General features: G+C 61.5%; 21 protein-coding genes and 1 other RNA gene. 8 read left to right on the forward strand and 14 right to left on the reverse strand.

Annotation, left to right across the window (positions count from 1 at the left end):
- Nucleotides 1-69 precede the first annotated feature (69 nt).
- The 7 genes from AC13RE_RS26835 to recR all read right to left on the reverse strand — a co-directional run bounded on the left by AC13RE_RS26835 (nucleotide 70) and on the right by recR (nucleotide 8,807).
- Nucleotides 70-678, reverse strand: a complete 609-nt coding sequence (locus tag AC13RE_RS26835) for a hypothetical protein (protein ID WP_488565185.1) — start codon at nucleotides 676-678, stop codon at nucleotides 70-72.
- An 89-nt stretch (nucleotides 679-767) separates the two neighbouring features.
- On the reverse strand, nucleotides 768-3,485 hold the full coding sequence (gene infB / locus AC13RE_RS26840; RefSeq protein WP_488565186.1) for a translation initiation factor IF-2: 2,718 nt from the start codon (nucleotides 3,483-3,485) through the stop codon (nucleotides 768-770).
- A gap of 101 nt (nucleotides 3,486-3,586) precedes the next feature.
- The gene (locus AC13RE_RS26845) at nucleotides 3,587-4,279 is read right to left on the reverse strand and encodes an RNA-binding protein (RefSeq protein ID WP_015338277.1); all 693 of its coding nucleotides are present in this window, start codon (nucleotides 4,277-4,279) and stop codon (nucleotides 3,587-3,589) included.
- The gene (gene nusA / locus AC13RE_RS26850; RefSeq protein WP_015338278.1) at nucleotides 4,276-5,880 is read right to left on the reverse strand and encodes a transcription termination factor NusA; all 1,605 of its coding nucleotides are present in this window, start codon (nucleotides 5,878-5,880) and stop codon (nucleotides 4,276-4,278) included. Before nusA ends, AC13RE_RS26845 begins: the two co-directional genes overlap by 4 nt.
- Before the next feature lie 63 nt (nucleotides 5,881-5,943).
- The gene (rimP, locus tag AC13RE_RS26855) at nucleotides 5,944-6,552 is read right to left on the reverse strand and encodes a ribosome maturation factor RimP (protein WP_488565187.1); all 609 of its coding nucleotides are present in this window, start codon (nucleotides 6,550-6,552) and stop codon (nucleotides 5,944-5,946) included.
- 158 nt (nucleotides 6,553-6,710) lie between these two features.
- Nucleotides 6,711-7,994 carry a lytic murein transglycosylase gene (locus AC13RE_RS26860; protein WP_488565188.1) on the reverse strand — a complete coding sequence of 428 codons (1,284 nt, stop codon included), beginning with the start codon at nucleotides 7,992-7,994 and terminating at the stop codon, nucleotides 6,711-6,713.
- 207 nt (nucleotides 7,995-8,201) lie between these two features.
- A complete protein-coding gene (gene recR / locus AC13RE_RS26865; protein ID WP_112338892.1) occupies nucleotides 8,202-8,807 on the reverse strand; it encodes a recombination mediator RecR in 606 nt (201 codons plus the stop codon).
- 57 nt (nucleotides 8,808-8,864) lie between these two features.
- Between recR and AC13RE_RS26870 the strand changes: the two genes are divergently transcribed.
- Complete coding sequence (locus AC13RE_RS26870) at nucleotides 8,865-9,488, forward strand: MOSC domain-containing protein (RefSeq protein ID WP_488565189.1); 624 nt, start codon at nucleotides 8,865-8,867, stop codon at nucleotides 9,486-9,488.
- A gap of 2 nt (nucleotides 9,489-9,490) precedes the next feature.
- Here the strand turns inward: AC13RE_RS26870 and AC13RE_RS26875 are convergent, their stop codons facing one another.
- Nucleotides 9,491-10,102, reverse strand: a complete 612-nt coding sequence (locus tag AC13RE_RS26875) for a LysE family translocator (RefSeq protein ID WP_488565190.1) — start codon at nucleotides 10,100-10,102, stop codon at nucleotides 9,491-9,493.
- 94 nt (nucleotides 10,103-10,196) lie between these two features.
- On the reverse strand, nucleotides 10,197-10,733 hold the full coding sequence (locus tag AC13RE_RS26880; protein WP_488565191.1) for an RBBP9/YdeN family alpha/beta hydrolase: 537 nt from the start codon (nucleotides 10,731-10,733) through the stop codon (nucleotides 10,197-10,199).
- Nucleotides 10,734-10,846: 113 nt separating this feature from the next.
- Between AC13RE_RS26880 and AC13RE_RS26885 the strand changes: the two genes are divergently transcribed.
- Nucleotides 10,847-11,323 (forward strand): Lrp/AsnC family transcriptional regulator, encoded by a 477-nt coding sequence (locus tag AC13RE_RS26885; RefSeq protein ID WP_488565192.1) that lies wholly within the window; start codon nucleotides 10,847-10,849, stop codon nucleotides 11,321-11,323.
- Between the two features lie 15 nt (nucleotides 11,324-11,338).
- Here AC13RE_RS26885 and AC13RE_RS26890 read toward each other — a convergent pair whose 3' ends face one another.
- The 3 genes from AC13RE_RS26890 to ffs form a co-directional block, all read right to left on the reverse strand.
- A complete protein-coding gene (locus AC13RE_RS26890; protein WP_047635820.1) occupies nucleotides 11,339-11,662 on the reverse strand; it encodes a YbaB/EbfC family nucleoid-associated protein in 324 nt (107 codons plus the stop codon).
- Between the two features lie 106 nt (nucleotides 11,663-11,768).
- Nucleotides 11,769-13,643 (reverse strand): DNA polymerase III subunit gamma/tau, encoded by a 1,875-nt coding sequence (locus AC13RE_RS26895; RefSeq protein ID WP_488565193.1) that lies wholly within the window; start codon nucleotides 13,641-13,643, stop codon nucleotides 11,769-11,771.
- Between the two features lie 45 nt (nucleotides 13,644-13,688).
- An RNA gene (gene ffs, locus AC13RE_RS26900) (signal recognition particle sRNA small type) lies at nucleotides 13,689-13,786 on the reverse strand.
- A gap of 91 nt (nucleotides 13,787-13,877) precedes the next feature.
- On the opposite strand from ffs, the gene AC13RE_RS26905 reads away from it, so the two are divergent.
- From AC13RE_RS26905 to AC13RE_RS26925, 5 genes are all read left to right on the forward strand, one after another.
- Nucleotides 13,878-14,288 carry an HIT family protein gene (locus tag AC13RE_RS26905; RefSeq protein WP_132721726.1) on the forward strand — a complete coding sequence of 137 codons (411 nt, stop codon included), beginning with the start codon at nucleotides 13,878-13,880 and terminating at the stop codon, nucleotides 14,286-14,288.
- Complete coding sequence (nudC, locus tag AC13RE_RS26910) at nucleotides 14,285-15,244, forward strand: NAD(+) diphosphatase (protein WP_488565194.1); 960 nt, start codon at nucleotides 14,285-14,287, stop codon at nucleotides 15,242-15,244. The genes AC13RE_RS26905 and nudC overlap by 4 nt, the downstream gene beginning before the upstream one ends.
- Before the next feature lie 12 nt (nucleotides 15,245-15,256).
- On the forward strand, nucleotides 15,257-15,943 hold the full coding sequence (locus AC13RE_RS26915; protein WP_112338899.1) for a helix-turn-helix transcriptional regulator: 687 nt from the start codon (nucleotides 15,257-15,259) through the stop codon (nucleotides 15,941-15,943).
- Between the two features lie 82 nt (nucleotides 15,944-16,025).
- Nucleotides 16,026-16,253, forward strand: coding sequence for a hypothetical protein (locus AC13RE_RS26920; protein ID WP_488565195.1), 228 nt, complete (start codon nucleotides 16,026-16,028; stop codon nucleotides 16,251-16,253).
- A 210-nt stretch (nucleotides 16,254-16,463) separates the two neighbouring features.
- Nucleotides 16,464-16,832, forward strand: coding sequence for a VOC family protein (locus tag AC13RE_RS26925; RefSeq protein WP_112338900.1), 369 nt, complete (start codon nucleotides 16,464-16,466; stop codon nucleotides 16,830-16,832).
- A 176-nt stretch (nucleotides 16,833-17,008) separates the two neighbouring features.
- On the opposite strand, the gene AC13RE_RS26930 is transcribed toward AC13RE_RS26925, so the two are convergent.
- Together AC13RE_RS26930 and AC13RE_RS26935 are read right to left on the reverse strand one after the other, a co-directional pair.
- Complete coding sequence (locus AC13RE_RS26930) at nucleotides 17,009-17,863, reverse strand: prephenate dehydratase (protein WP_132721722.1); 855 nt, start codon at nucleotides 17,861-17,863, stop codon at nucleotides 17,009-17,011.
- A gap of 24 nt (nucleotides 17,864-17,887) precedes the next feature.
- On the reverse strand, nucleotides 17,888-18,643 hold the full coding sequence (locus tag AC13RE_RS26935; protein WP_488486396.1) for a 3-deoxy-manno-octulosonate cytidylyltransferase: 756 nt from the start codon (nucleotides 18,641-18,643) through the stop codon (nucleotides 17,888-17,890).
- Nucleotides 18,644-18,794: 151 nt separating this feature from the next.
- Here AC13RE_RS26935 and AC13RE_RS26940 point away from each other — a divergent pair, with 151 nt between their 5' ends.
- The gene (locus tag AC13RE_RS26940) at nucleotides 18,795-19,373 is read left to right on the forward strand and encodes a c-type cytochrome (protein ID WP_488486397.1); all 579 of its coding nucleotides are present in this window, start codon (nucleotides 18,795-18,797) and stop codon (nucleotides 19,371-19,373) included.
- The last annotated feature ends 12 nt before the right edge of the window (nucleotides 19,374-19,385 follow it).

Genomic DNA, 19,385 nt, shown 5'->3' on the forward strand with positions numbered 1-19,385 from the left:
GGTTGTTCCGTTGGCAGCGTCCCATTGGACGCGATAAAGGGGGTCAAATGACTCGATCCGAGCCAAAGGTCAAGGCTGGACAGGGTTTGCGGCCTGCCAGAAGCCGAGAATCCTTGCGAAAGCGGCATCCTGCGCCTGCTGATCGGAAAAGGCGGAGGCAGGAATATAGGTAACGAAGGATTCGAGATCGAACTCGATCCGCCCGTCGGCGCGGCTGATATTGATGATTTCGCTCCAGCCGAACCAGATCCTGGTATCTGTCGACGCCCAGGACGCACCCTGAGCATTGGCCGTCGCGGTGATCCTGACACCGGGGCGAATGCGCGAGCGCATCACCGCCCGTCGCCGCCGCATTGCCCAGCGATAGTAGACCAGAATGAGCGCGTAGATCATGAGGGAAGGCACGAGCCATATAATAGCAAGCTCGGCTTCGTGGATGGAAGGCGATAGTCCGAAGACGGGGACATAGACATAGTGTCTTAGCAAATAGAAGAGAACCGGCAGGCCAACGCCGACGGCGATCGCCGATATGAAGAACCATGCCACCTCGTTCTGGACTTTTTGCGGGCTGCGGCGCGCCACGCGCCTGCCCGCCCTCAGCATCACCGCGACGTGCTCGTCCGGCTGGCGAATGAAGGAGACGGAGATTGAATGTTCGTCCTCAGATCCTGTCGTCATATCGGTTGCGCATCCCCGTTCGGTAGCATCCAATGAAAAACCGCCGGTTTTGGCCGGCGGTTTTGATATCTCGCAAATCGAAGGATCGCTTACAGCGTACGGGTGATATGCTCGACGCGGAAGCACTCGATCGTGTCGCCGGCGCGGATGTCTTCGTAGTTCTCGAAGGCCATGCCGCATTCCTGGCCGACATTGACTTCCGACACTTCGTCCTTGAAGCGCTTGAGGGTCTTGAGCTTGCCTTCGTGGATGACGACGTTGTCGCGCACCAGGCGGACGCCGACGCCACGCTCGACCTTGCCTTCGGTGACGCGGCAACCTGCGACCTTGCCGACCTTCGTGATGTTGAACACCTCGAGGATCTCGGCATTGCCGAGGAAGGTTTCGCGGCGCTCCGGAGAGAGCAGGCCCGACATCGCCGCCTTCACGTCATCCACCAGGTCGTAGATGATGTTGTAGTAGCGGATCTCGATGCCCTGACGCTCGGCGAACTGACGTGCCTGCGCATTGGCGCGGACGTTGAAGCCGATGATCGCTGCATTGGAGGCTTCCGCCAGCGAGACGTCCGACTCGGTGATGCCGCCTGCGCCCGAATGGACGATGCGGGCACGAACTTCGTCGGTGCCGAGCTTGTCGAGAGCGCCGGCAATGGCTTCGATCGAGCCCTGCACGTCGCCCTTGATGACCAGCGGGAATTCCTTCACGCCGACCGTCTGAAGCTGGGTCATCATCTGCTCGAGCGAACCGCGCTGGCCGGACAGGCGGGCAGCCGCCTTGTCGCGGGTGAGGCGCTGGCGATATTCCGAGATCTCGCGGGCGCGGCTTTCGCTTTCGACGACGGCGAACTTGTCGCCGGCCTGTGGTGCGCCGGAAAGGCCGAGCAGTTCGACCGGCATGGCCGGGCCTGCTTCCTTCACATGCTCACCCTTGTCGTTGACGAGCGCACGAACGCGGCCCCACTGATCGCCGGCAACGACGATCTGGCCGGGACGCAACGTACCCTTCTGCACGAGCACGGTGGCGACGGAGCCGCGGCCGCGGTCGAGCTGAGCTTCGATGACGGTGCCTTCGGCCGTGCGGTTCGGATTGGCCTTGAGGTCAAGGATTTCCGCCTGCAACAGGATGGCTTCGAGCAGCTTGTCGAGGTTGGTTCGGTTCTTCGCGGAGACTTCCACGTCGAGCACTTCACCGCCCATTGATTCGACGAAGACTTCGTGCTGCAGCAGTTCCGTGCGGACCTTCTGCGGGTTGGCTTCGTGCTTGTCGATCTTGTTGATCGCCACGATGATCGGAACACCCGCCGCCTTGGCGTGGTTGATCGATTCGATCGTCTGCGGCATCACGCTGTCGTCGGCTGCGACGACCAGGATCGCGATATCGGTCGCCTGGGCACCGCGAGCACGCATCGCCGTGAAGGCGGCGTGGCCGGGGGTGTCGATGAAGGTGATCTTCTGACCGTTCTGCTCGACCTGATAGGCACCGATATGCTGGGTGATGCCACCGGCTTCGCCGGCCACCACGTTCGCATGACGGATGGCGTCAAGCAGCGAGGTCTTGCCGTGGTCGACGTGGCCCATGATCGTGACGACGGGCGGACGGGAAACCAGTTCGCCTTCCTCGTCGGCAACGTTGAAGATGCCCTGTTCGACGTCGGATTCCGAAACGCGCTTGACCGTGTGGCCGAATTCGCCGGCGATGAGTTCGGCCAGATCGGCGTCGATGACGTCGCCCGGCTTCATCATCTGACCTTCCTTCATCAGGTACTTGATGACGTCGACGGCGCGTTCGGACATGCGCTGCGACAGTTCCTGAATGGTGATGGTCTCGGGGAGCACGACTTCACGCGAGATCTTCTCGCGCGTTTCCTGCATCTGGCTGCGCCGGAACTTTTCCTGGCGGCGGCGCATGGCCGAAAGTGACCGGCCGCGGGCATTGCCGTCTTCGTCGACATTGGCCGTGGTGACCGTCAGCTTGCCGCGGCGGCGCTCGTCCTCGGTCTTCGGACGCGTGGTAACAGGCTTTGCCGGTTCCGGACGTACGATTTTGCCGCGTGCCGGAGCGCCTCGGGGCGGGCCGCGATCGCTCTCTTCTTCATTGACGCGACGGCGGTTGGCCGGTGCCTCGCCGGCAGGAGCGCCAGGGCGTGCCGGCTGAGGAGCCGCATCCGGACGACGTGCAACGACGGGAGCCGCAGGCGCCTGGACTGCCGGCTTCGGCGCTTCCACCGGTGCGGGTGTCTCGACCTTGGCTTCGGCGGCGCGCGCGGCCTCTTCTGCGGCGCGGCGTGCAGTTTCAGCCTGTTCGGCGATGCGGCGTGCCTCTTCTTCCTGAGCGCGGCGTGCTTCTTCCTCGGCACGGCGCACGGCATCGGCAGCGTCGCGAACCTGGGCTTCGGCGAGTGCACGGCGGCGAGCATCCATTTCGCCGGCCGACAGATGGTTCAAGACCACCGGTCGCGACGAACGCTCCTGCTGCGGGCGCTGCTGGCTACCCTGGTTGGGCTGCCCCGGCCGCTGTTGCTGGCCACCAGGCTGATGAATGCGCGGAGCCGGCTGCGGCGGGCGCGGCGGCTGCGGCGTCGGTTCGGCGACGCGCGTCACCGAGGGCGCGGCGGTCGTTACCGGCGTGATTGGCTTTTCGTCTTCAGGACGTAGCGGGCGGCGCTTACGGGTCTCAACCACGACCGCCTTGGTGCGACCGCGGCCCATGTCCTGGCGCACGGTGCCCTGGTTTACGCCTGATGGCTTCAGGGTGAGAGTCTTCTTACCTGAAACATTCAGCGTCTTGTCGTCTTGATTGTCGGTCATTCCGTTCCTGTTCCTTCGGACAGGGCACGGAAACGTCCGTCAGACCCTGTCGTTCAATGCATGTACCTTAATGAGGCGTCCGGCAAAGGCCGGTGACCGCGTCATTGTTTTCGCCGGCCAGCGCCGCCCGTTGCCCGGGACTGACCGCCGTTGCGGTACCGTTCGAGCAGGTTTGCGCGCTTCACTACACCCTCACCCGCCTGCCCTGCAAGCGCTGCGGCATGGATAAAAGCATTCTGGCCCATCAGTTCTTCCATCTCCGCTTCCGTAAAGACACGGAAGGAAGGTATTTCCTTTTCGGTTTCCATACCGAGATGCCAGGCTTTTCGTGCCTGGTCGATCTTGCGGACGCCATCGGCGGCGGCGGCGATCGCATGAAACACGGCAATTGCCGAGCCGTTGCGAACGGCGCCATCAACCTTCGACGAACCGCTGACGAACCGGCCCGCCTTGCGAGCCATGTGCATCATCCCGGCCAGTTGCGCCAAGAGAAGCCGGTCGACCACGGCACCGAGATCTGCCGGTGCCGTCACTTCCGCCTTCAAAGCGCGGGAAAACAGTTTCTTCGCCACTGCCTTGTCCACCAGTGCCCGGTCTATCTTAACCCAGCAGCCGCGTCCCGGCAGTTGCCGCTTCAGATCGGGAACGACAGTTCCGTCCGGAGCGGCTACGAAGCGGATCAATTCGTCGGGTGATCCGCTTTCGCGTGTTACGATGCACATGCGGCCATTTGCGTCGTTACCGCCGAGATCATTGTCCTCGGTCGGTGCGCTAGGCCCCTCGGTGATCGTCATGCTTGTTGCTCGGTTTCGTCCTCCGCGACCTCTTCGGTCTCAGCGGCGAGATCGGCTTCGGTGATCCAGCCGGCCAGCAGGCGAGCCTGCACGACCATCTGTTCGGCTTCGACGCGCGAGACTTCAAGCTTGGAGAACAGGCCTTCGAACTTCTTCGTTTCGCCGTTCTTGCGTTCGCTCCAGCCGACGAGGTCGTCAGCGGCGCAGCCGGCGAAGTCCTCGATCGTCTTGATGCCGTCCTCGCCGAGAGCGACCATCATCTGTGCGGTCATGCCGTTGATTTCGCGCAGCTCGTCGGAGACGCCGAGCGCCTTGCGCTTTTCGTCCATCTCGGCTTCGAGCTTCTCGAGATATTCGCGGGCGCGGGTCTGGATTTCCTGCGCGGTATCTTCGTCGAAACCGTCGATCGAGGAGATTTCGTCGAGATCTACGTAAGCCAGTTCCTCAACGGCGGCAAAGCCTTCCGAGGCCAGAACCTGGCCGACCATTTCGTCGACGTCGAGCGCATCCATGAACAGGTTGGTACGCTCGTTGAATTCCTTCTGGCGGCGTTCCGATTCCTCGGCTTCCGTCATGATGTCGATATCCCAGCCGGTCAGCTGCGATGCGAGGCGGACGTTTTGGCCGCGGCGGCCGATGGCAAGCGAAAGCTGCTCGTCCGGCACCACGACTTCGATGCGCTCTGCATCTTCGTCGAGAACGACCTTGGCGACTTCGGCCGGCTGCAGCGCGTTGACGACGAAGTTCGCCGGCTCGCTGGACCAGGGAATGATGTCGATCTTTTCACCCTGCAGCTCACCGACGACGGCCTGAACGCGCGAACCGCGCATACCGACGCAGGCACCGACCGGATCGATCGACGAGTCGTTCGAGATGACGGCGATCTTGGCACGCGAACCCGGATCGCGGGCAACCGACTTCACCTGGATGATGCCGTCGTAGATTTCGGGCACTTCCATGGTGAAGAGCTTGACCATGAACTGCGGATGCGTGCGCGACAGGAAGATCTGCGGGCCGCGCTGCTCGCGGCGTACGTCGTAGACATAGGCGCGAACGCGGTCGCCGTAGCGGAAGTTTTCGCGCGGGATCATTTCGTCGCGGCGGATGATGCCTTCACCACGGCCGAGATCGACGATGACGTTGCCGTATTCGACGCGCTTGACGGTGCCGTTGACGATTTCGCCGACGCGATCCTTGAATTCGTCGAACTGGCGGTCACGCTCGGCTTCGCGCACCTTCTGCACGATGACCTGCTTGGCCGACTGGGCGGCAATGCGGCCGAAGTCCATCGGCGGCAGTGGATCGGCGATGAAATCGCCGAGGGCTGCGTCCGGATTGCGGTCGCGGGCCAGCTCCAGCGGGATCTGCGTGGAATAGTCCTCGGCCTTCTCGACCACTTCGAGCAGACGCTGCAGGCGGATTTCACCCGTCTTCGGGTTGATGTCGGCGCGGATATTCGACTCCGTGCCGTAACGCGAGCGCGCGGCCTTCTGGATCGCATCCGCCATTGCGGCAAGCACGATCTCGCGGTCGATGACCTTTTCGCGCGCCACTGCATCTGCGATCTGCAGAAGTTCTAGCCGGTTCGCACTGACTGCCATTGTTCTTAGTCTCCGTCTTCCTGCCTTCAGGTTTCCCGTTCCGTCAGGCGGTTCGTTGATCGGTTATTCTTCTTCGTCGTTCGCTTCGTTCTGGTTCGCTGCCTCGGCTTTCGCAAGCTTGTCGGCGCGCAGCGCGTCGCGGATGAGATCGTCCGTCAGGATCAGCTTGGCCTCAGCCAGCGTGCTGAACGGAATGGTTACCTTCTGTTCCTCGCCGCGGGTCGCTTCATCGCGTTCGATCGTGAAGCCATCGGCATCGACGGCGACGATCTTGCCGCGGAAACGCTTGCGGTTATCGACGAGGATCGACGTTTCGCACTTGACGATGTGGCCGATCCAGCGCTGGAAATCCGACTTTCGCACCATCGGGCGGTCGATGCCCGGCGAAGACACTTCGAGATGATACGCCTTATCGATCGGATCTTCCACATCTAGGACCGGAGAAATGGCCGTGGAGACCTCTTCGCAGTCCTCGACGGTCATGGTGCCGTCGTTGCGCTCGGTCATGACCTGCAGCGTCAGGCCGTTCAGATTGAGGAGACGCACGCGCACCAGACGGAAGCCCATGCCCACAAGGACGGGCTCGATGATGGCGGCGACGCGCTGATCAAGGCCAGTTTCGACGATCAGCCGGGGTTCATTGGTATCGTCTGCGTTTGTCACGTCCGACAAGCATTCACTCCGCATTGTTCATGCATTGGGAGATCGCGCTAATAAAAAAGAGCGGGTCCTTGCGGCCCACTCTTCATCACACGATCAAGAATTTGATGCGGATATAAGCCTCTTTCCGGCAAATTGCAAGGCATTCGCGCCGAAAGGCGTTTCCGCAGCTATTTCAGCACGCCAAGCATGGAGCTGTCCGGATAGCAGGTGGGTTTCATGCTGCTCTTTTCCTGCCACTGGCCGATCGAGCGTCGGGTCTTATAGCCGGGCAGGCCGTCGGTACCGCCGACATCGTAGCCCTTGCGCTCCAGAGCCTTCTGCATGTTTGCGACGTCGGAGCGTAGCATCTTGCCGACATCACCCCATTTTTCCTGGAAGGCGCCGCTGCCATTGGCGATGCGGTCGGCTAGATTGCCGATATAGAGGCCGTAGAGGTCGGAATTGTTGTATTCCTTGATGACGTAGAAGTTCGGCGTGACGATGAATTCCGGCCCGTCGCGGCCGGCCGGCACCAGCATCATGCCGCTCGCCCGCATTTCGTCGGATGGAAATGACTTGCCGGAAACCCGCTGAATGCCGAGCGAGGCCCATTGCGAAATCGGCTTGGCGAGATCGGGCCCTTCCTGGGCGCAGGAGACGTTCTGCGGAATGGTGACTTCATAGCCCCAGCCGCGGCCACGCTGCCAGCCCTTCTGAACCATATAGTTGGCGATGGATGCCAGCGTGTCGGGCACTGAAGTCCAGATGTTGCGATGGCCGTCGCCATCGAAATCGACGGCATATTTCAGGTAGTTGGTCGGCATGAATTGCGGCTGGCCGAGTGCGCCGGCCCAGGAGCCCTTGAACTGATCAGGCGTAACGTCGCCATGTTCGAGGATGCGCAGTCCAGCGATCAGCTCGTTGCGGAACATGTCCTTGCGCGTCGACATGAATGCTTTGGTCGCCAGGACCTGAATTGCCGAATTCGGCAGCTTGGCGATGCCGAAGCCGGTTTCGCGGCCCCAGATGGCAAGCAGGATCGGCCCCGGTACGCCATAGGTCTTCTCGATCCGCCGCAGCACCGGCCCATATTGCGAGGCGAGGCTCCGCCCGGTTACGGCCAGTTTCTGCAGCCGTCCCTCATTGAAATAGGGGGCCGGCGAGGAGAATTCGGCCTGGGTCTGCGCCTGTTGCTTCGGTTTCGGGAAGCCCGGCGGCTCGAGATCGGGCAGATCCCAGTTCAGCGTTACGCCGGCAAACGCGGCCTGGAAGGTCTTTTCCGAAATTCCGGCCTTTCGCGCCTCCGGCCAGAGATCCTTCTGGATCCAGACCTGAAACTGCGCTTCGACATCGGCTTTCGAGGCGGCGAGAGCGGGGAGGGGAAGGAGGGCGAGGAGGAGGATGTAGAATAGGGAAAATAGTCTTTGCGCATGCCGAGCCGCTGATACCCCCCTCTGTCGCTTTCGCGACATCTCCCCCACATGGGGGGAGATTGTTGGGAGTTCGCTGCGGCCCCTATCCGTAAAATCTCTCTCGGCATCTGCAGGCAGAATATTGGTTTGAGGCAGGTCGGTGCTGCGAGCGACCAATCTCCCCCCTTGTGGGGGAGATGTCAGCGAAAGCTGACAGAGGGGGGTAAAAACTCTCCTCATACTCTTTCCTTTGTTGCAGCTCTCAAATCAAATCGCCGTCCGCGCCCTCAGCGCCGCCGCAAGCGTGCCCTCGTCAAGATAATCGAGCTCGCCGCCGACGGGCACGCCATGGGCAAGGCGGGTGATCTTGACCTCAAGGCCATCAAGCTGGTCGGTTATATAGTGTGCTGTGGTTTGCCCCTCGACCGTCGCATTGACCGCGATGATGATCTCACGGACACCGCCTTCGCCGACGCGGGCGATCAATCCGCGAATGTTGAGATCGTCAGGCCCGACGCCGTCGAGGGGCGACAGGACGCCGCCGAGAACGTGATAGGCGGCGTTCATCGCGCCTGAGCGCTCCAGAGCCCAGAGGTCGGAGACATCCTCGACGACGATGATAACGGACTGGTCGCGGCGGTCGTCGGTGCAGACGGTGCAGGGATCGACGGTATCGACATTGCCGCAGCGCGAGCAGATCTTCACCTTGTCATAGGCATCGCCCATGGCATGGGACAATGGCCCGAGCAGCTGGTCCTTCTTCTTGATCAGATGCAGCGCCGCGCGGCGCGCCGAGCGCGGCCCGAGGCCCGGCACTTTCGCCAGGAGCTGGATGAGTTTTTCGATTTCGGGGCCGGTGACTCGCTTTGCCATGGGAGGCTTTTAGCTCATATGCTCAAGGAACGGAATCTCGGAAGGAACGGTTGACCGATGAAAATTCTCGCCGTGTGCCGTGGTGTTCCTGAAACGCTGCCGGGCAAGAAAGCGAAGACAGGCATCAACAAGCATGCCGTCAACGGTGCCGTCATGATCGACGAGCTAGGGCTGCTCGGTGATGCCATCTGCAATCGCAAGCATCATGGCGGCCGTGACCAGGCGGTTTATGTCGAGGGTTCGGTGACGCTGGACTGGTGGGCAAGCGAGCTTGGACGATCGCTGGAACCGGGCACCTTCGGTGAAAATCTCATCATCGAAGGCCTGGACAATCGCGAGATCGCCGTCGGCGATCAATTCATAGCCGGCGATCTGGTTCTGGAAGTGACCTCGGCGCGTATTCCCTGTTCCACCTTCGCAGCGAAGATGGGCGATCCGCAATTCGTCAAGCGCTATATCCGGGCCGGACGGCCCGGCATCTATTGCCGCGTTCTTGCGAGCGGCACGGTGAGCGCTGACATGCCGGTCACCTATCTGCCTTATGCCGGCGCGAGGGTCACCATGCCGGAAATGATGGCGACCTTCGGCAGGCGATTGTCGCCGCAAGATCGGGCGCGCTATCTGGCGGCGCCTATCCACTATAAGCTGCGTGCGTTCATCGAAAGCGACGCAGCGGCCTGAAATCACCGCATGGCAATCGCGACGGCCGCGCCTGCCATGGTGCCGGCGCTGGCGCGGTTGGCGATGCGCACAGCCCGGCGGCTCTTGAGGAAGGTTCTGGCTTTGGCCGCCAGCATCGCCCAGGAGAGATCGATGATGACGAGCACCGCAAACATCGTCGCGGCCAGCTCGGCCCAGCCCGAAACCGTCACGCCATGCAGATCGATGATCGAGGGGAGCAGCGCCACATAAAAGACCATGATCTTCGGATTGCCCATGGTGACCGTGAAACCGGCCAGGAAGAGCCGCATGGCTGATTGCTCGTCCGGCAGCTCCTCTCCCGCTGTGTCGGAGGAGGCAAACCACATCTTCCAAGCAAGATAGAGAAGATAGACGACACCCAGCCATTTGATCGCCACGAAGGCGAGATGGAAGGTTTCGGCAATGGTTGCAAGTCCGGCAACGGCGCAGGTCAGCCAGATCGCTTCGCCAAGCCACATGCCGGAGAGGAAGGGCAGCACGTTGCGCGCGCCCTTCGTCAGCACGCGCGCCACGAGTGCCGCGATGTTCGGTCCCGGCGATCCCGCCGCAATGAACAAGGCACCGGCAAAAACAAGCAGCGTCGACAGGCTCATCGCATTCCCTCCAACAGGGCAGCTGGACGATATCTGGAAAAAGAGTGCCAGAGATAGCATTCCGGCGCGGCTTTTCCAAATGCCGGATGTGGGTTCAGCCAAGCTCGGCGTGAAAACGCCCGAAGATTGCCTTGCCTTCCGGCCAGTCACCCAGTCCCGATGCCGCATTGATATGCCCGCGTGGCCCGACATCGACGAAGGCGCTGCCCCAGCTTTCGGCGCTGCGACGCGCATGGTCGAAGGACCCGAACGGATCGTCGGTGCTGGCGACGAGCAGGGACGGAAAGGGCAGCCGCTGCCGTGGCGGATTGGCAAAGCTGCCGGCCTCGGCAAGATAGATTTCGCCCGTAGGATCGGGCGCGGCCACCAGGAACGCGCCAAGGATCGCCGTCTTCTTCACAGTGGCCCAATGGGCGATCAGCTGACAGGCAAGGCTGTGCGCAATCAGGATCGGCGGCGTTTTGGAGCGCGAGATTTCGTGCTCGAGCGCGGCAATCCAATCCGAAAGGATCGGTCTGTCCCAGCTTGATGGCTGGAAGCGTCGCATAGCCGGATCGTCCCGTTCCCACAATGTCTGCCAGTGACCTTCACCCGAGCCGCCAAGCCCCGGCAGCGTGATGATATCGCTCATCTCTATCCTTTCTCCATAGTTTCTCATGGAGAAAAACTCGCATGCCGGGATGCCGATTGACATTACAATCCATCGGATAAAACTTATCCCAACCGATGAATTGAAGGTGAGCAATGGATACAATCGAAAGAGGCCTGGATCCGACCGATCTATCGATCATCGAAATCCTGCAGCAGGATGGGCGAATCTCGGTATCGGAGCTCGGCCGTCGTGTCGGCCTGTCGCAGCCGGCGGCATCGGAGCGGCTGAAGCGGCTGGAGGAGCGTGGCGTGATTGCCGGCTACCGTGCTGTGGTCGATCCCGCTGCCGTCGGGCTCGGCATGATGGCAGTCATTCGGCTGCGCACCACGCATGAGCATATCCGGCCGTATCTGAAGCAGTTTTCGGAAATGCCCGAAATTATCGAGGTACTCAGGCTGACGGGCGAGGATTGCTTTCTGCTCAAGGTTCTCGTGCCGACACCATCAGACCTTGAAACCATCGTCGATTGCATTGCCCGCCATGGCGCGGTGACGACATCGCTGGTGCTGCGAAACGAACCCATAAAGGCGATCGGCCGCGATCTCATTCGCAAGGCGGCCGGCCGCTGAAAGAAATGTCTCGCCTCAGAACGGCAGCTTGAAGCCGGGCGGGATCGGCAGGCCGGCGGTGAGTTCGCGCGTCTTTTCGGCGGCGATCGCCTCGGCTTTTTCCTGAGCATCTTTGTTGGCGGCAACGATCAGGTCTTCGAGGATCTCGACATCGTCTTCCTTGAAGAGCGAGGGATCGATCTTCAGGCCGAGCATCAGGCCCTTGCCGTTGACGGTAACGGTGACGAGGCCCCCGCCGGCCTTGCCTTCGACGCGAATGTCGGCGATCTCCGACTGCATCTTCTCCATCTTCGCCTGCATTTCCTTCACTTTGCCCATCATGCCCATGATGTCGCGCATCGTCTTTGGTCCTTCTTCTGCAAGTCTCTGTTTGAGCGGCAGGATATGTCGTCATGGTCGTCAACCGCTTCAAGCCGAAGCGGTTCCGCCTGCACTCATCCTAACCTTAGAATTCGATATCGTCGCCCGGCAGGATGTCGCCATCAATGGATTCGGCGATTGCCGGAGGAGCAGCGGCTTCATCCTCTTCGTCCGTCTCGGGTGCTCGCACCCGCACGTCGATGATCTTTGCGCCCGGAAATTGCGCCAGGATCGCCGCGACATCGGGGTCTTGCCGCGCATCGGCCACCCGCTGCTTCTGAGCGTTTGCCTCGGCCTCGACAAGCGTCGGCAGGCCTTCCTCGCGGCTAAGGCTGACGATCCAGTGGATGCCGGTCCATTCCTTCAGCTTGACGGCAAGCTCATTCAAAAGCGTGCCCGGCGCGCCCGGCGTTAAGCTGACATCAAGCCTTCCTGGCTCCAGCTTGACCGGGCGCACGAAGGTGCGCACCAGCGCCTTCAGCTTCGGATCGCGCTTCTGGCTGGCGAGTTCGGCGATGTCAGCCATCGAATTGACAGGCACCAGCGGCTTCGGCGCCTCGACGGGCTTCGACTCGATGCGTCCGACGGGGTGCGAATCCGGCTGCGTATTCGGCACGGAGCGCAGCATGGCGACCGGGGCGGAAGGCGTGGGTCGCGGCGCCGGCGTTTCCACAGCACGCGCTACGGTATTGCCCTGATAGGACACAGCGCCGCCACCATTGCCGCCGCTGGAAGAGGGTGACGGACGAGCGCCGCCATTACCATCAGAAAATTCAGCAAGCCTGCGCGCCGCATCTTCCGGTGCCGGCAGATGGGCCGCATGCGCAAGCCGGATCAGAACCATTTCCGCAGCGCCTGCGGTGCGTGAGGCATTCTCCGTCTCGGTGATGCCCTTGAGAAGCATCTGCCAGATGCGGGAAAGTGCGGTTACCGCAACCCCTTGCGCGAATTCCGCCGCTTTCGTGCGCTCGACTTCACTGAGCGATGGATCGTCGGCGGCATCGGGCACATATTTGAGGCGGGTCACGAGATGGGTGAAATCGGCAAGGTCGGTGAGCACGACGACAGGATTGGCTCCGGCCTCATACTGGCTGTTGAATTCGGCAAGGGCTGCCGAAACATCGCCTTTGACGACATGGCCGAAGAGATCGACGATGCGGGCGCGGTCGGCAAGGCCGAGCATGGTGCGCACGGCATCCGCGGCAACGAAGCCGCTGCCATGGGCGATCGCCTGATCGAGCAGCGACAGGCCGTCGCGTGCCGAGCCTTCGGCGGCGCGTGCGATCATGGCGAGTGCTTCCGGCTCGGCCTCGATGCCTTCCTTGCCGGCAATGGTGGTGAACAGCCCGACGAGATCGGAAGCGCTGATGCGGCGCAGATCGAAGCGCTGGCAGCGCGACAGCACCGTGATCGGAACTTTACGGATTTCCGTCGTGGCGAAGATGAATTTCACATGCTCGGGCGGCTCTTCGAGCGTCTTCAGGAGCCCGTTGAAGGCGGCCGTCGACAGCATGTGCACTTCGTCGATGATATAGACCTTGTAGCGGGCCGAAACGGGCCGGTAGCGCACCTGCTCGATGATCTCCCGGATATCGTCGATACCGGTATGCGAGGCGGCATCCATCTCGATGACGTCGACGTGCCGGCCTTCCATGATCGCCTGGCAATGGTCGCCGGGTTCGCGCAGGTCGATCGTGGGACGATCGACTGCAGCGGTCTTGTAGTTGAGGGCGCGGGCAAGGATACGGGCGGTCGTGGTCTTGCCGACGCCGCGCACGCCGGTCAGCATATAGGCCTGAGCGATACGGCCGGTCTCGAACGCGTTGGTCAGCGTTCGAACCATCGGCTCCTGGCCGACCATCAGGTCCGTGAAGTCCTTGGGTCTGTATTTGCGGGCCAGCACCCGGTAACCGGTGCCGGTCGAAGCGGCATCTTTTGCTTGTCGCTCGGTGTCGCTCATCGCCCTGCTTGTTGCCCGGAAAGCCGGGTCTTGCTTTCGGAAAGGGTGGGAGGCTGGCACGAATGACCCGTGCCGGGCTCGTTAGGGCTGCTTCCTTCCGGACCTGACCCGGTTGGCGAGTGGCTCGTCCACCACCAACCTCCCGGATGCACATATCGGCAATATCGTCATCAAAAGCAAGCCAAGGTCAAAAAAAACTGCTAAACATTTGATAAAACAATGGAGGATGCCCCTTTGAAGGAGTTTACGCTCGACGATCGTCTTGCGAATGACAGCGTTTCCGTCGCCATAACTGGCCTTTGCGACGTCAGGCTGATGAAGGATCGCCGCTGGCCGTGGCTCGTGTTGATCCCGCGCCGGCCCGACAAATCGGAAGTTTTCGAGCTGACGCCCCTCGACCGGATCTTGCTGACCTTCGAAACGGATAAGGTCGCAAGCGTCCTGAAGACGGTGACGGGGGCAACAAAAATCAATGTCGGGGCACTTGGAAATATCGTCCGCCAGCTGCATGTTCATGTCATCGCGCGGTTCGAAGGTGATGCCAATTGGCCGGGTCCCGTCTGGGGCTATGGCAAGGCGGAACCCTATTCGGACGAAGACATGAACAGCCTCATAGCCAAGTTGCGGGAAACGCTTTCACAATGAGCCATTCCATCTTTTCCTCGGATGCCCCGCATCCGGAAGCCAGCAGTCTCACCGCTTTCGCGGAAAACCAGCTCAACCGAGATGCCGAGCATCGCGACGAGGAATCGATCAAGCAGGCGCTCGCCAAGGAAGGCACGCATATCCTGGCCTTCGCTCAGGACCGGCTTGTCTTGAAGCATGATGGCCAGGTGCTCGACCCTCTGTTTGCCCGCTACGAGCTGCAGGAGCTCGACCCGAATTGGGAGGAGGCCGTGCTTCTTGGCTACCGCAAGACTGGCGAGCCTCGGCTTGCCGTGCCCGTGCGCGTCAATCCAGACGAGCTTGCCAGCCAGTACAAGCCGGCTGACATGCGCTCTCTCTGGCGCGATCTTCTGCTCGAAGGCGAAATCCTCGGCGAAGCCGCGCAGGGCGTGAGCCTCCTCCGCTGGAATGGCGACAATCGCTTCTGCGGTCGGTGCGGCTCGGTCATGGAAAGCCGGATCGGAGGCTACAAGCGGGTCTGCACGGCCTGCGAACACGTGATATTCCCGCGCACCGATCCCGTAGTCATCATGCTTGGCATCGACGAGGAAAGGAATCGCTGCCTGCTCGGCCGCAGCCATCATTTCGCGCCGGGCATGTATTCCTGTCTCGCCGGTTTCGTCGAACCGGGCGAAACCATCGAGAATGCGGTGCGCCGCGAAACGCTCGAGGAATCCGGTATTCATATCGGCCGCGTACGCTATCACGCCTCGCAGCCCTGGCCGATGCCGCATTCCCTTATGATCGGCTGCTATGCCGAAGCCAAGTCGCTGGAAATCCATATGGATGAGGCCGAACTTGAGGATTGTCGCTGGTTCACCCCGGAAGAGACGCTTGCCATGCTCGACCGCGTCTCGGCATCCGGCAATACCTCTCCGCCCAAGGGTGCCATCGCCCATCGCCTGATGCGCGACTGGGTGGAATGGAAGCGCTAGGACTATCCTGCCATGGCCCGCTCCGAACGCTTGTTGACGCTGTTGCAGACGCTGCGGCGCTATCGTCGTCCAGTGAGCGGCGCCGTTCTGGCGGAGGAAACCGGCGTCAGCCTGCGCACGCTCTATCGCGATATCGCCAGCCTGCAATCGCAGGGCGCCATGATCGAGGGCGAACCGGGGATCGGCTATGTCCTGAAGCCCGGCTTCATGCTGCCGCCGATGATGTTTTCCCAGGATGAGATCGAAGCGCTGGTGCTTGGGTCGAGATGGGTGGCGCGTGCAACCGACGCTCGTCTGGCGGCAGCCGGGACCGATGCGCTCGCAAAGATTGCCGCCGTGCTGCCCGCGGACCTCCGCGAGGCGGTCGACCAGGCGGCCGTGGTCGTCGGCACGCGCCGCATCACCGAAGACAAGGCCGATCTTTCCCTGATGCGCAAGGCGATCCAGACCGAGCGCATGGTGCAGTTGACCTATGGCGATGTGAACGGCGCCATCTCGACCCGGCGCATCTGGCCCTTCGCGCTCGGCTATTTCGACAATTCCCGCATCATCATGGCCTGGTGCGAGCTGCGTCAGGATTTCCGCCATTTCCGCGCCGATCGCATCGTCGATTTCGCGGTGCTCGAGGCGCGCTACCCACGCCGTCGCGTCGCCCTGGCAAGAGAATGGCAGGCGCGCGAGGGCCTGGCCCATAATTGATCTCGGAGCGTAACGCTACTGCCAGAAACTGTCAGTAGGGGCGGCTATAATGGGTCCATTCAATCAGGAAGGAGGACCGATCATGGCAGGCAACGTTTCCATTATTTCGCAACATGTGCATCGCGGCGGCATTGAGGCGCGTAAAGGCAAGCATCGGTCATGGCCCGCTCGTCTCTCTGAGGTCGCCCTCGGCTATTTCAGCCGCCGCTGGAATCGTCTCGATATTGAGGAAGTGCCCGATTCCGTGAAGCGAGATCTTGGCTTTCTCGACGGCTGTGAGCCGTATCGAGAGGAAGATCGGATGCGCTGAGGCACTCGTCGCGACTTTCGCGATGACGACCTGCGCACAATCAAAGATCCGAGCGCAAGACGCTGATCCAAATAGCGCAACGCGCTTTGGAATCGCATCTCCGCACGCCTTCAACCAGGCAACGACACAGTCACTCCCGGCGAACTTTACTCCGTTCGCCGGTTCCTATCCGCATGCCCTTAAATTCACCCAAACGAGAGGACCATCCACATGACCAGCCCGAATCTCATCATTTTCTATGTCAAGGATCCCAGCGAAAGCACGCCGTTCTACCGCGATCTCTTCGGCCGTGAGCCGGCATTCGCGTCGCCGAACTTCGTGGCCTTCGCACTCGACAATGGCCTAAGTCTCGGTCTCTGGCGCCGCAGCAGCGTCGAGCCACAGCCCTCCGCCATCGGTAATCGCGGGGAATTGGGCTTCATGGTCGAAGGCACCGGGGCCGTCGAGCAGCATTACAGGGATTGGAAGGCACGCGGCCTGCCGATCGCACAGGAGCTGACGACCATGGATTTCGGCCCGACCTTCGTCGTGCTCGATCCGGATGGCCATCGCCTTCGGGTATGTGAGCCGGATAAGTAAGGCGGCTGGGTGAGGTTGCCCCTCTCCCTAGCCCTCTCCCGGCATGCGCGGAGAGCGGACGACCTGAGGCTCTGGCCAAGTCTCATGATGGAAGGTAGGCTGCAGGTGCGTCTATCCCCTTCTCTCCGAAGGCGGGGAGAAGGTGGCCGACAGGCCGGATGAGGGGCCTGAAGAATTTAGAGATCGCCCCGCGTCGGGTGCCCCTTGTAGACGCCGAGGATGCGGACCTTTTCGGAGAAGAAGCGCAGTTCTTCCAAGGCGCGGCGCACATGCGCATCGGCGGGATGGCCCTCGATATCGGCATAGAATTGCGTTGCGACAAAACGGCCGCCGAGCTGATAGCTCTCAAGCTTCGTCATGTTGATGCCGTTGGTGGCGAAGCCGCCGAGCGCCTTGTAGAGGGCGGCGGGAATGTTGCGGACGTTGAAGACGAAAGTGGTGACGATCTTTTCGTCCGGCGAGCTGCGTGCCGCCCAGTCTTCATCGCGCGACAGGATGACGAAACGCGTCATGTTGTTTTCGGTGTCTTCGACATTCTCGGCGATGATCTCCAGCCCGTAGAGATCGGCTGCGAGCCGCGGCGCCAGCGCCGCCATGCTGCGGTCGCCGGTTTCCTGCACCAGCTTGGCAGCCCCTGCCGTATCGCCGGCAATGACCGGTTTCCAGCCATTGGCGCGCACGATGTTGCGGCATTGTCCGAGCGCGTGGATATGGCTGTGGACCGTGCGGATCTCTTCCTTCTTGACACCGGGCAGCGCCATTAGCTGGAAGCGGATCGGCATGAAATATTCGCCGACGATATGCAGGCGCGATTCCGGCAGCAGATGATGAATGTCGGCGACACGGCCGGCAATCGTGTTTTCGATCGGGATCATGCCGAGATCGGCGTCGCCGTTCTCGATGGCGGTGAGGGCATCCTCGAAGGTCTGGCAGGGCAGCGGTTCCATGGTCGGGAACATGTCACGGCTGGCCATATCGGAATTGGCGCCGTACTCGCCCTGGAAGGAGATCTTGTTGGTCTTGGTAATCATGGGACTGCCCTTGGGGGAATGCCGTCAATGAGAAGCGGCGGAGAGGATGCGTCTGGCCTTTTCGAGGTCGGCGGGAGTATCGACACCGAGCGGGATCGTGTCAACGATCTCGACATCGATGCGCATGCCGGCTTCCAGTGCCCGCAGCTGCTCCAGTGATTCGCGCCGCTCCAGCGGCGACGGACCGGCCTTGACGAATCGCTCAAGCGCGGCGCGGCGATAGGTGTAGAGGCCGATATGGTGATAGAGTGGCCCCTTGCCGTAGGGTGCGGTCGCACGGGTGAAATAAAGCGCGCGCAGGCGATTTTCGGAAATCGGCGAACCGACAACCTTGACGACGCTCGGCAGCGTCTTTTCTTCCTCGTCCCTGATCTCGACGGTCAGCGTGGCGATGTCGACGGCTGGGTTTTCGAGTGGGCGCAGAGAGGCGCGGATGGTCTCGGGATCGATCGTCGGCAGGTCGCCCTGCACATTGACGATGATTTCGGCCCGGCCCTGCGGATCGACGGCCTGCAGCGCCTCGTAGATGCGGTCCGAGCCCGATTGATGATCCTTGCCGGTCATCACGACATCAAAGCCGGCATTGGCGACGGCGGCATAGGTATCCTCATGGTCGACGGCCACGACGATGCGACCGATCGCCGCCTCGCGCGCGCGCCTGGCAACCTGTACGATCATCGGCAGACCGCAAATGTCCGCGAGCGGCTTGCCCGGCAGGCGCGTGGAGGCCATGCGGGCGGGAATGAGGACCAGCGTCTTGTCTAAATTTGAATCAGTCATTGTTGGGCCTTCTATTCCCGAGGGAAAAGTGTCAAAACGTCTCATGGTGGAGACCGTTTACAGAGTTGCAAGAAACAGCCAAAAGACATAGGTTTCGCGCGAATTCAAGATGGGCCAGCGGAGGATGCTGGCGGCGAGGGGAGCATAGCAGATGAATTCATCCTACGTGAACATGGGTGTCGGGGCGCTTTTGGCCACGCTGTTCGTGTTGAAGTCCGTGTCGCTCGCGTCAGGATTTATTTTCCATTCAGAGGCACCGGAAAAGCCCGGTTTTGCCATCGTCGCGACCGAGGAACCGGCTGCGGGCGGTGACAAGGGCGCGGCTGCCAAGCCGGATACGCCGATCGCTCAGCTTCTGCAGAAGGCTGATGCCAAGGTCGGCGAAACGATCTTCAAGAAGTGTCAGGCCTGTCATTCCGGAGAAAAGGGTGGTCCGAACAAGGTTGGCCCCGATCTTTGGGGTATTGTCGACCGCCCGGTCGCCGAGCACGAAGGTTTCGCCTATTCGTCCGGCATGAAGGATTTTTCCAAGGGCGGTTCGGAAAAGTGGACCTATGACCACCTCTATCACTTCCTGGCCGCGCCGAAGAAATTCGTTGCAGGCACGGCGATGGGCTTTGCCGGTCTGCCGAAAGAAGAGGATCGCGCCAACGTGATCGCCTATCTGCGCACGCTTGCCGATACCCAGGTGCCGCTGCCGGACCCGAACGCACCGGCCGCCACGAACTAAGGCAATTACCGG

The organism is Martinezella sp. CNPSo 3959 (assembly GCF_057784355.1).

Excerpts from the sequence above, each read along its gene's own strand:
- AC13RE_RS26895 (WP_488565193.1), bottom strand. The coding sequence starts at position 13,643 with ATGAGCGACACCGAGCGACAAGCAAAAGATGCCGCTTCGACCGGCACC.
- AC13RE_RS26940 (WP_488486397.1), top strand. The coding sequence starts at position 18,795 with ATGAATTCATCCTACGTGAACATGGGTGTCGGGGCGCTTTTGGCCACG.
- recR (WP_112338892.1), bottom strand. The coding sequence starts at position 8,807 with ATGGCAAAGCGAGTCACCGGCCCCGAAATCGAAAAACTCATCCAGCTC.
- AC13RE_RS26870 (WP_488565189.1), top strand. The coding sequence starts at position 8,865 with ATGAAAATTCTCGCCGTGTGCCGTGGTGTTCCTGAAACGCTGCCGGGC.
- infB (WP_488565186.1), bottom strand. The coding sequence starts at position 3,485 with ATGACCGACAATCAAGACGACAAGACGCTGAATGTTTCAGGTAAGAAG.
- AC13RE_RS26920 (WP_488565195.1), top strand. The coding sequence starts at position 16,026 with ATGGCAGGCAACGTTTCCATTATTTCGCAACATGTGCATCGCGGCGGC.
- AC13RE_RS26930 (WP_132721722.1), bottom strand. The coding sequence starts at position 17,863 with ATGATTACCAAGACCAACAAGATCTCCTTCCAGGGCGAGTACGGCGCC.
- AC13RE_RS26915 (WP_112338899.1), top strand. The coding sequence starts at position 15,257 with ATGGCCCGCTCCGAACGCTTGTTGACGCTGTTGCAGACGCTGCGGCGC.
- AC13RE_RS26935 (WP_488486396.1), bottom strand. The coding sequence starts at position 18,643 with ATGACTGATTCAAATTTAGACAAGACGCTGGTCCTCATTCCCGCCCGC.
- nusA (WP_015338278.1), bottom strand. The coding sequence starts at position 5,880 with ATGGCAGTCAGTGCGAACCGGCTAGAACTTCTGCAGATCGCAGATGCA.
- AC13RE_RS26925 (WP_112338900.1), top strand. The coding sequence starts at position 16,464 with ATGACCAGCCCGAATCTCATCATTTTCTATGTCAAGGATCCCAGCGAA.
- AC13RE_RS26835 (WP_488565185.1), bottom strand. The coding sequence starts at position 678 with ATGACGACAGGATCTGAGGACGAACATTCAATCTCCGTCTCCTTCATT.
- AC13RE_RS26880 (WP_488565191.1), bottom strand. The coding sequence starts at position 10,733 with ATGAGCGATATCATCACGCTGCCGGGGCTTGGCGGCTCGGGTGAAGGT.
- AC13RE_RS26845 (WP_015338277.1), bottom strand. The coding sequence starts at position 4,279 with ATGACGATCACCGAGGGGCCTAGCGCACCGACCGAGGACAATGATCTC.
- AC13RE_RS26890 (WP_047635820.1), bottom strand. The coding sequence starts at position 11,662 with ATGCGCGACATCATGGGCATGATGGGCAAAGTGAAGGAAATGCAGGCG.
- AC13RE_RS26885 (WP_488565192.1), top strand. The coding sequence starts at position 10,847 with ATGGATACAATCGAAAGAGGCCTGGATCCGACCGATCTATCGATCATC.
- AC13RE_RS26875 (WP_488565190.1), bottom strand. The coding sequence starts at position 10,102 with ATGAGCCTGTCGACGCTGCTTGTTTTTGCCGGTGCCTTGTTCATTGCG.
- nudC (WP_488565194.1), top strand. The coding sequence starts at position 14,285 with ATGAGCCATTCCATCTTTTCCTCGGATGCCCCGCATCCGGAAGCCAGC.
- AC13RE_RS26860 (WP_488565188.1), bottom strand. The coding sequence starts at position 7,994 with ATGTCGCGAAAGCGACAGAGGGGGGTATCAGCGGCTCGGCATGCGCAA.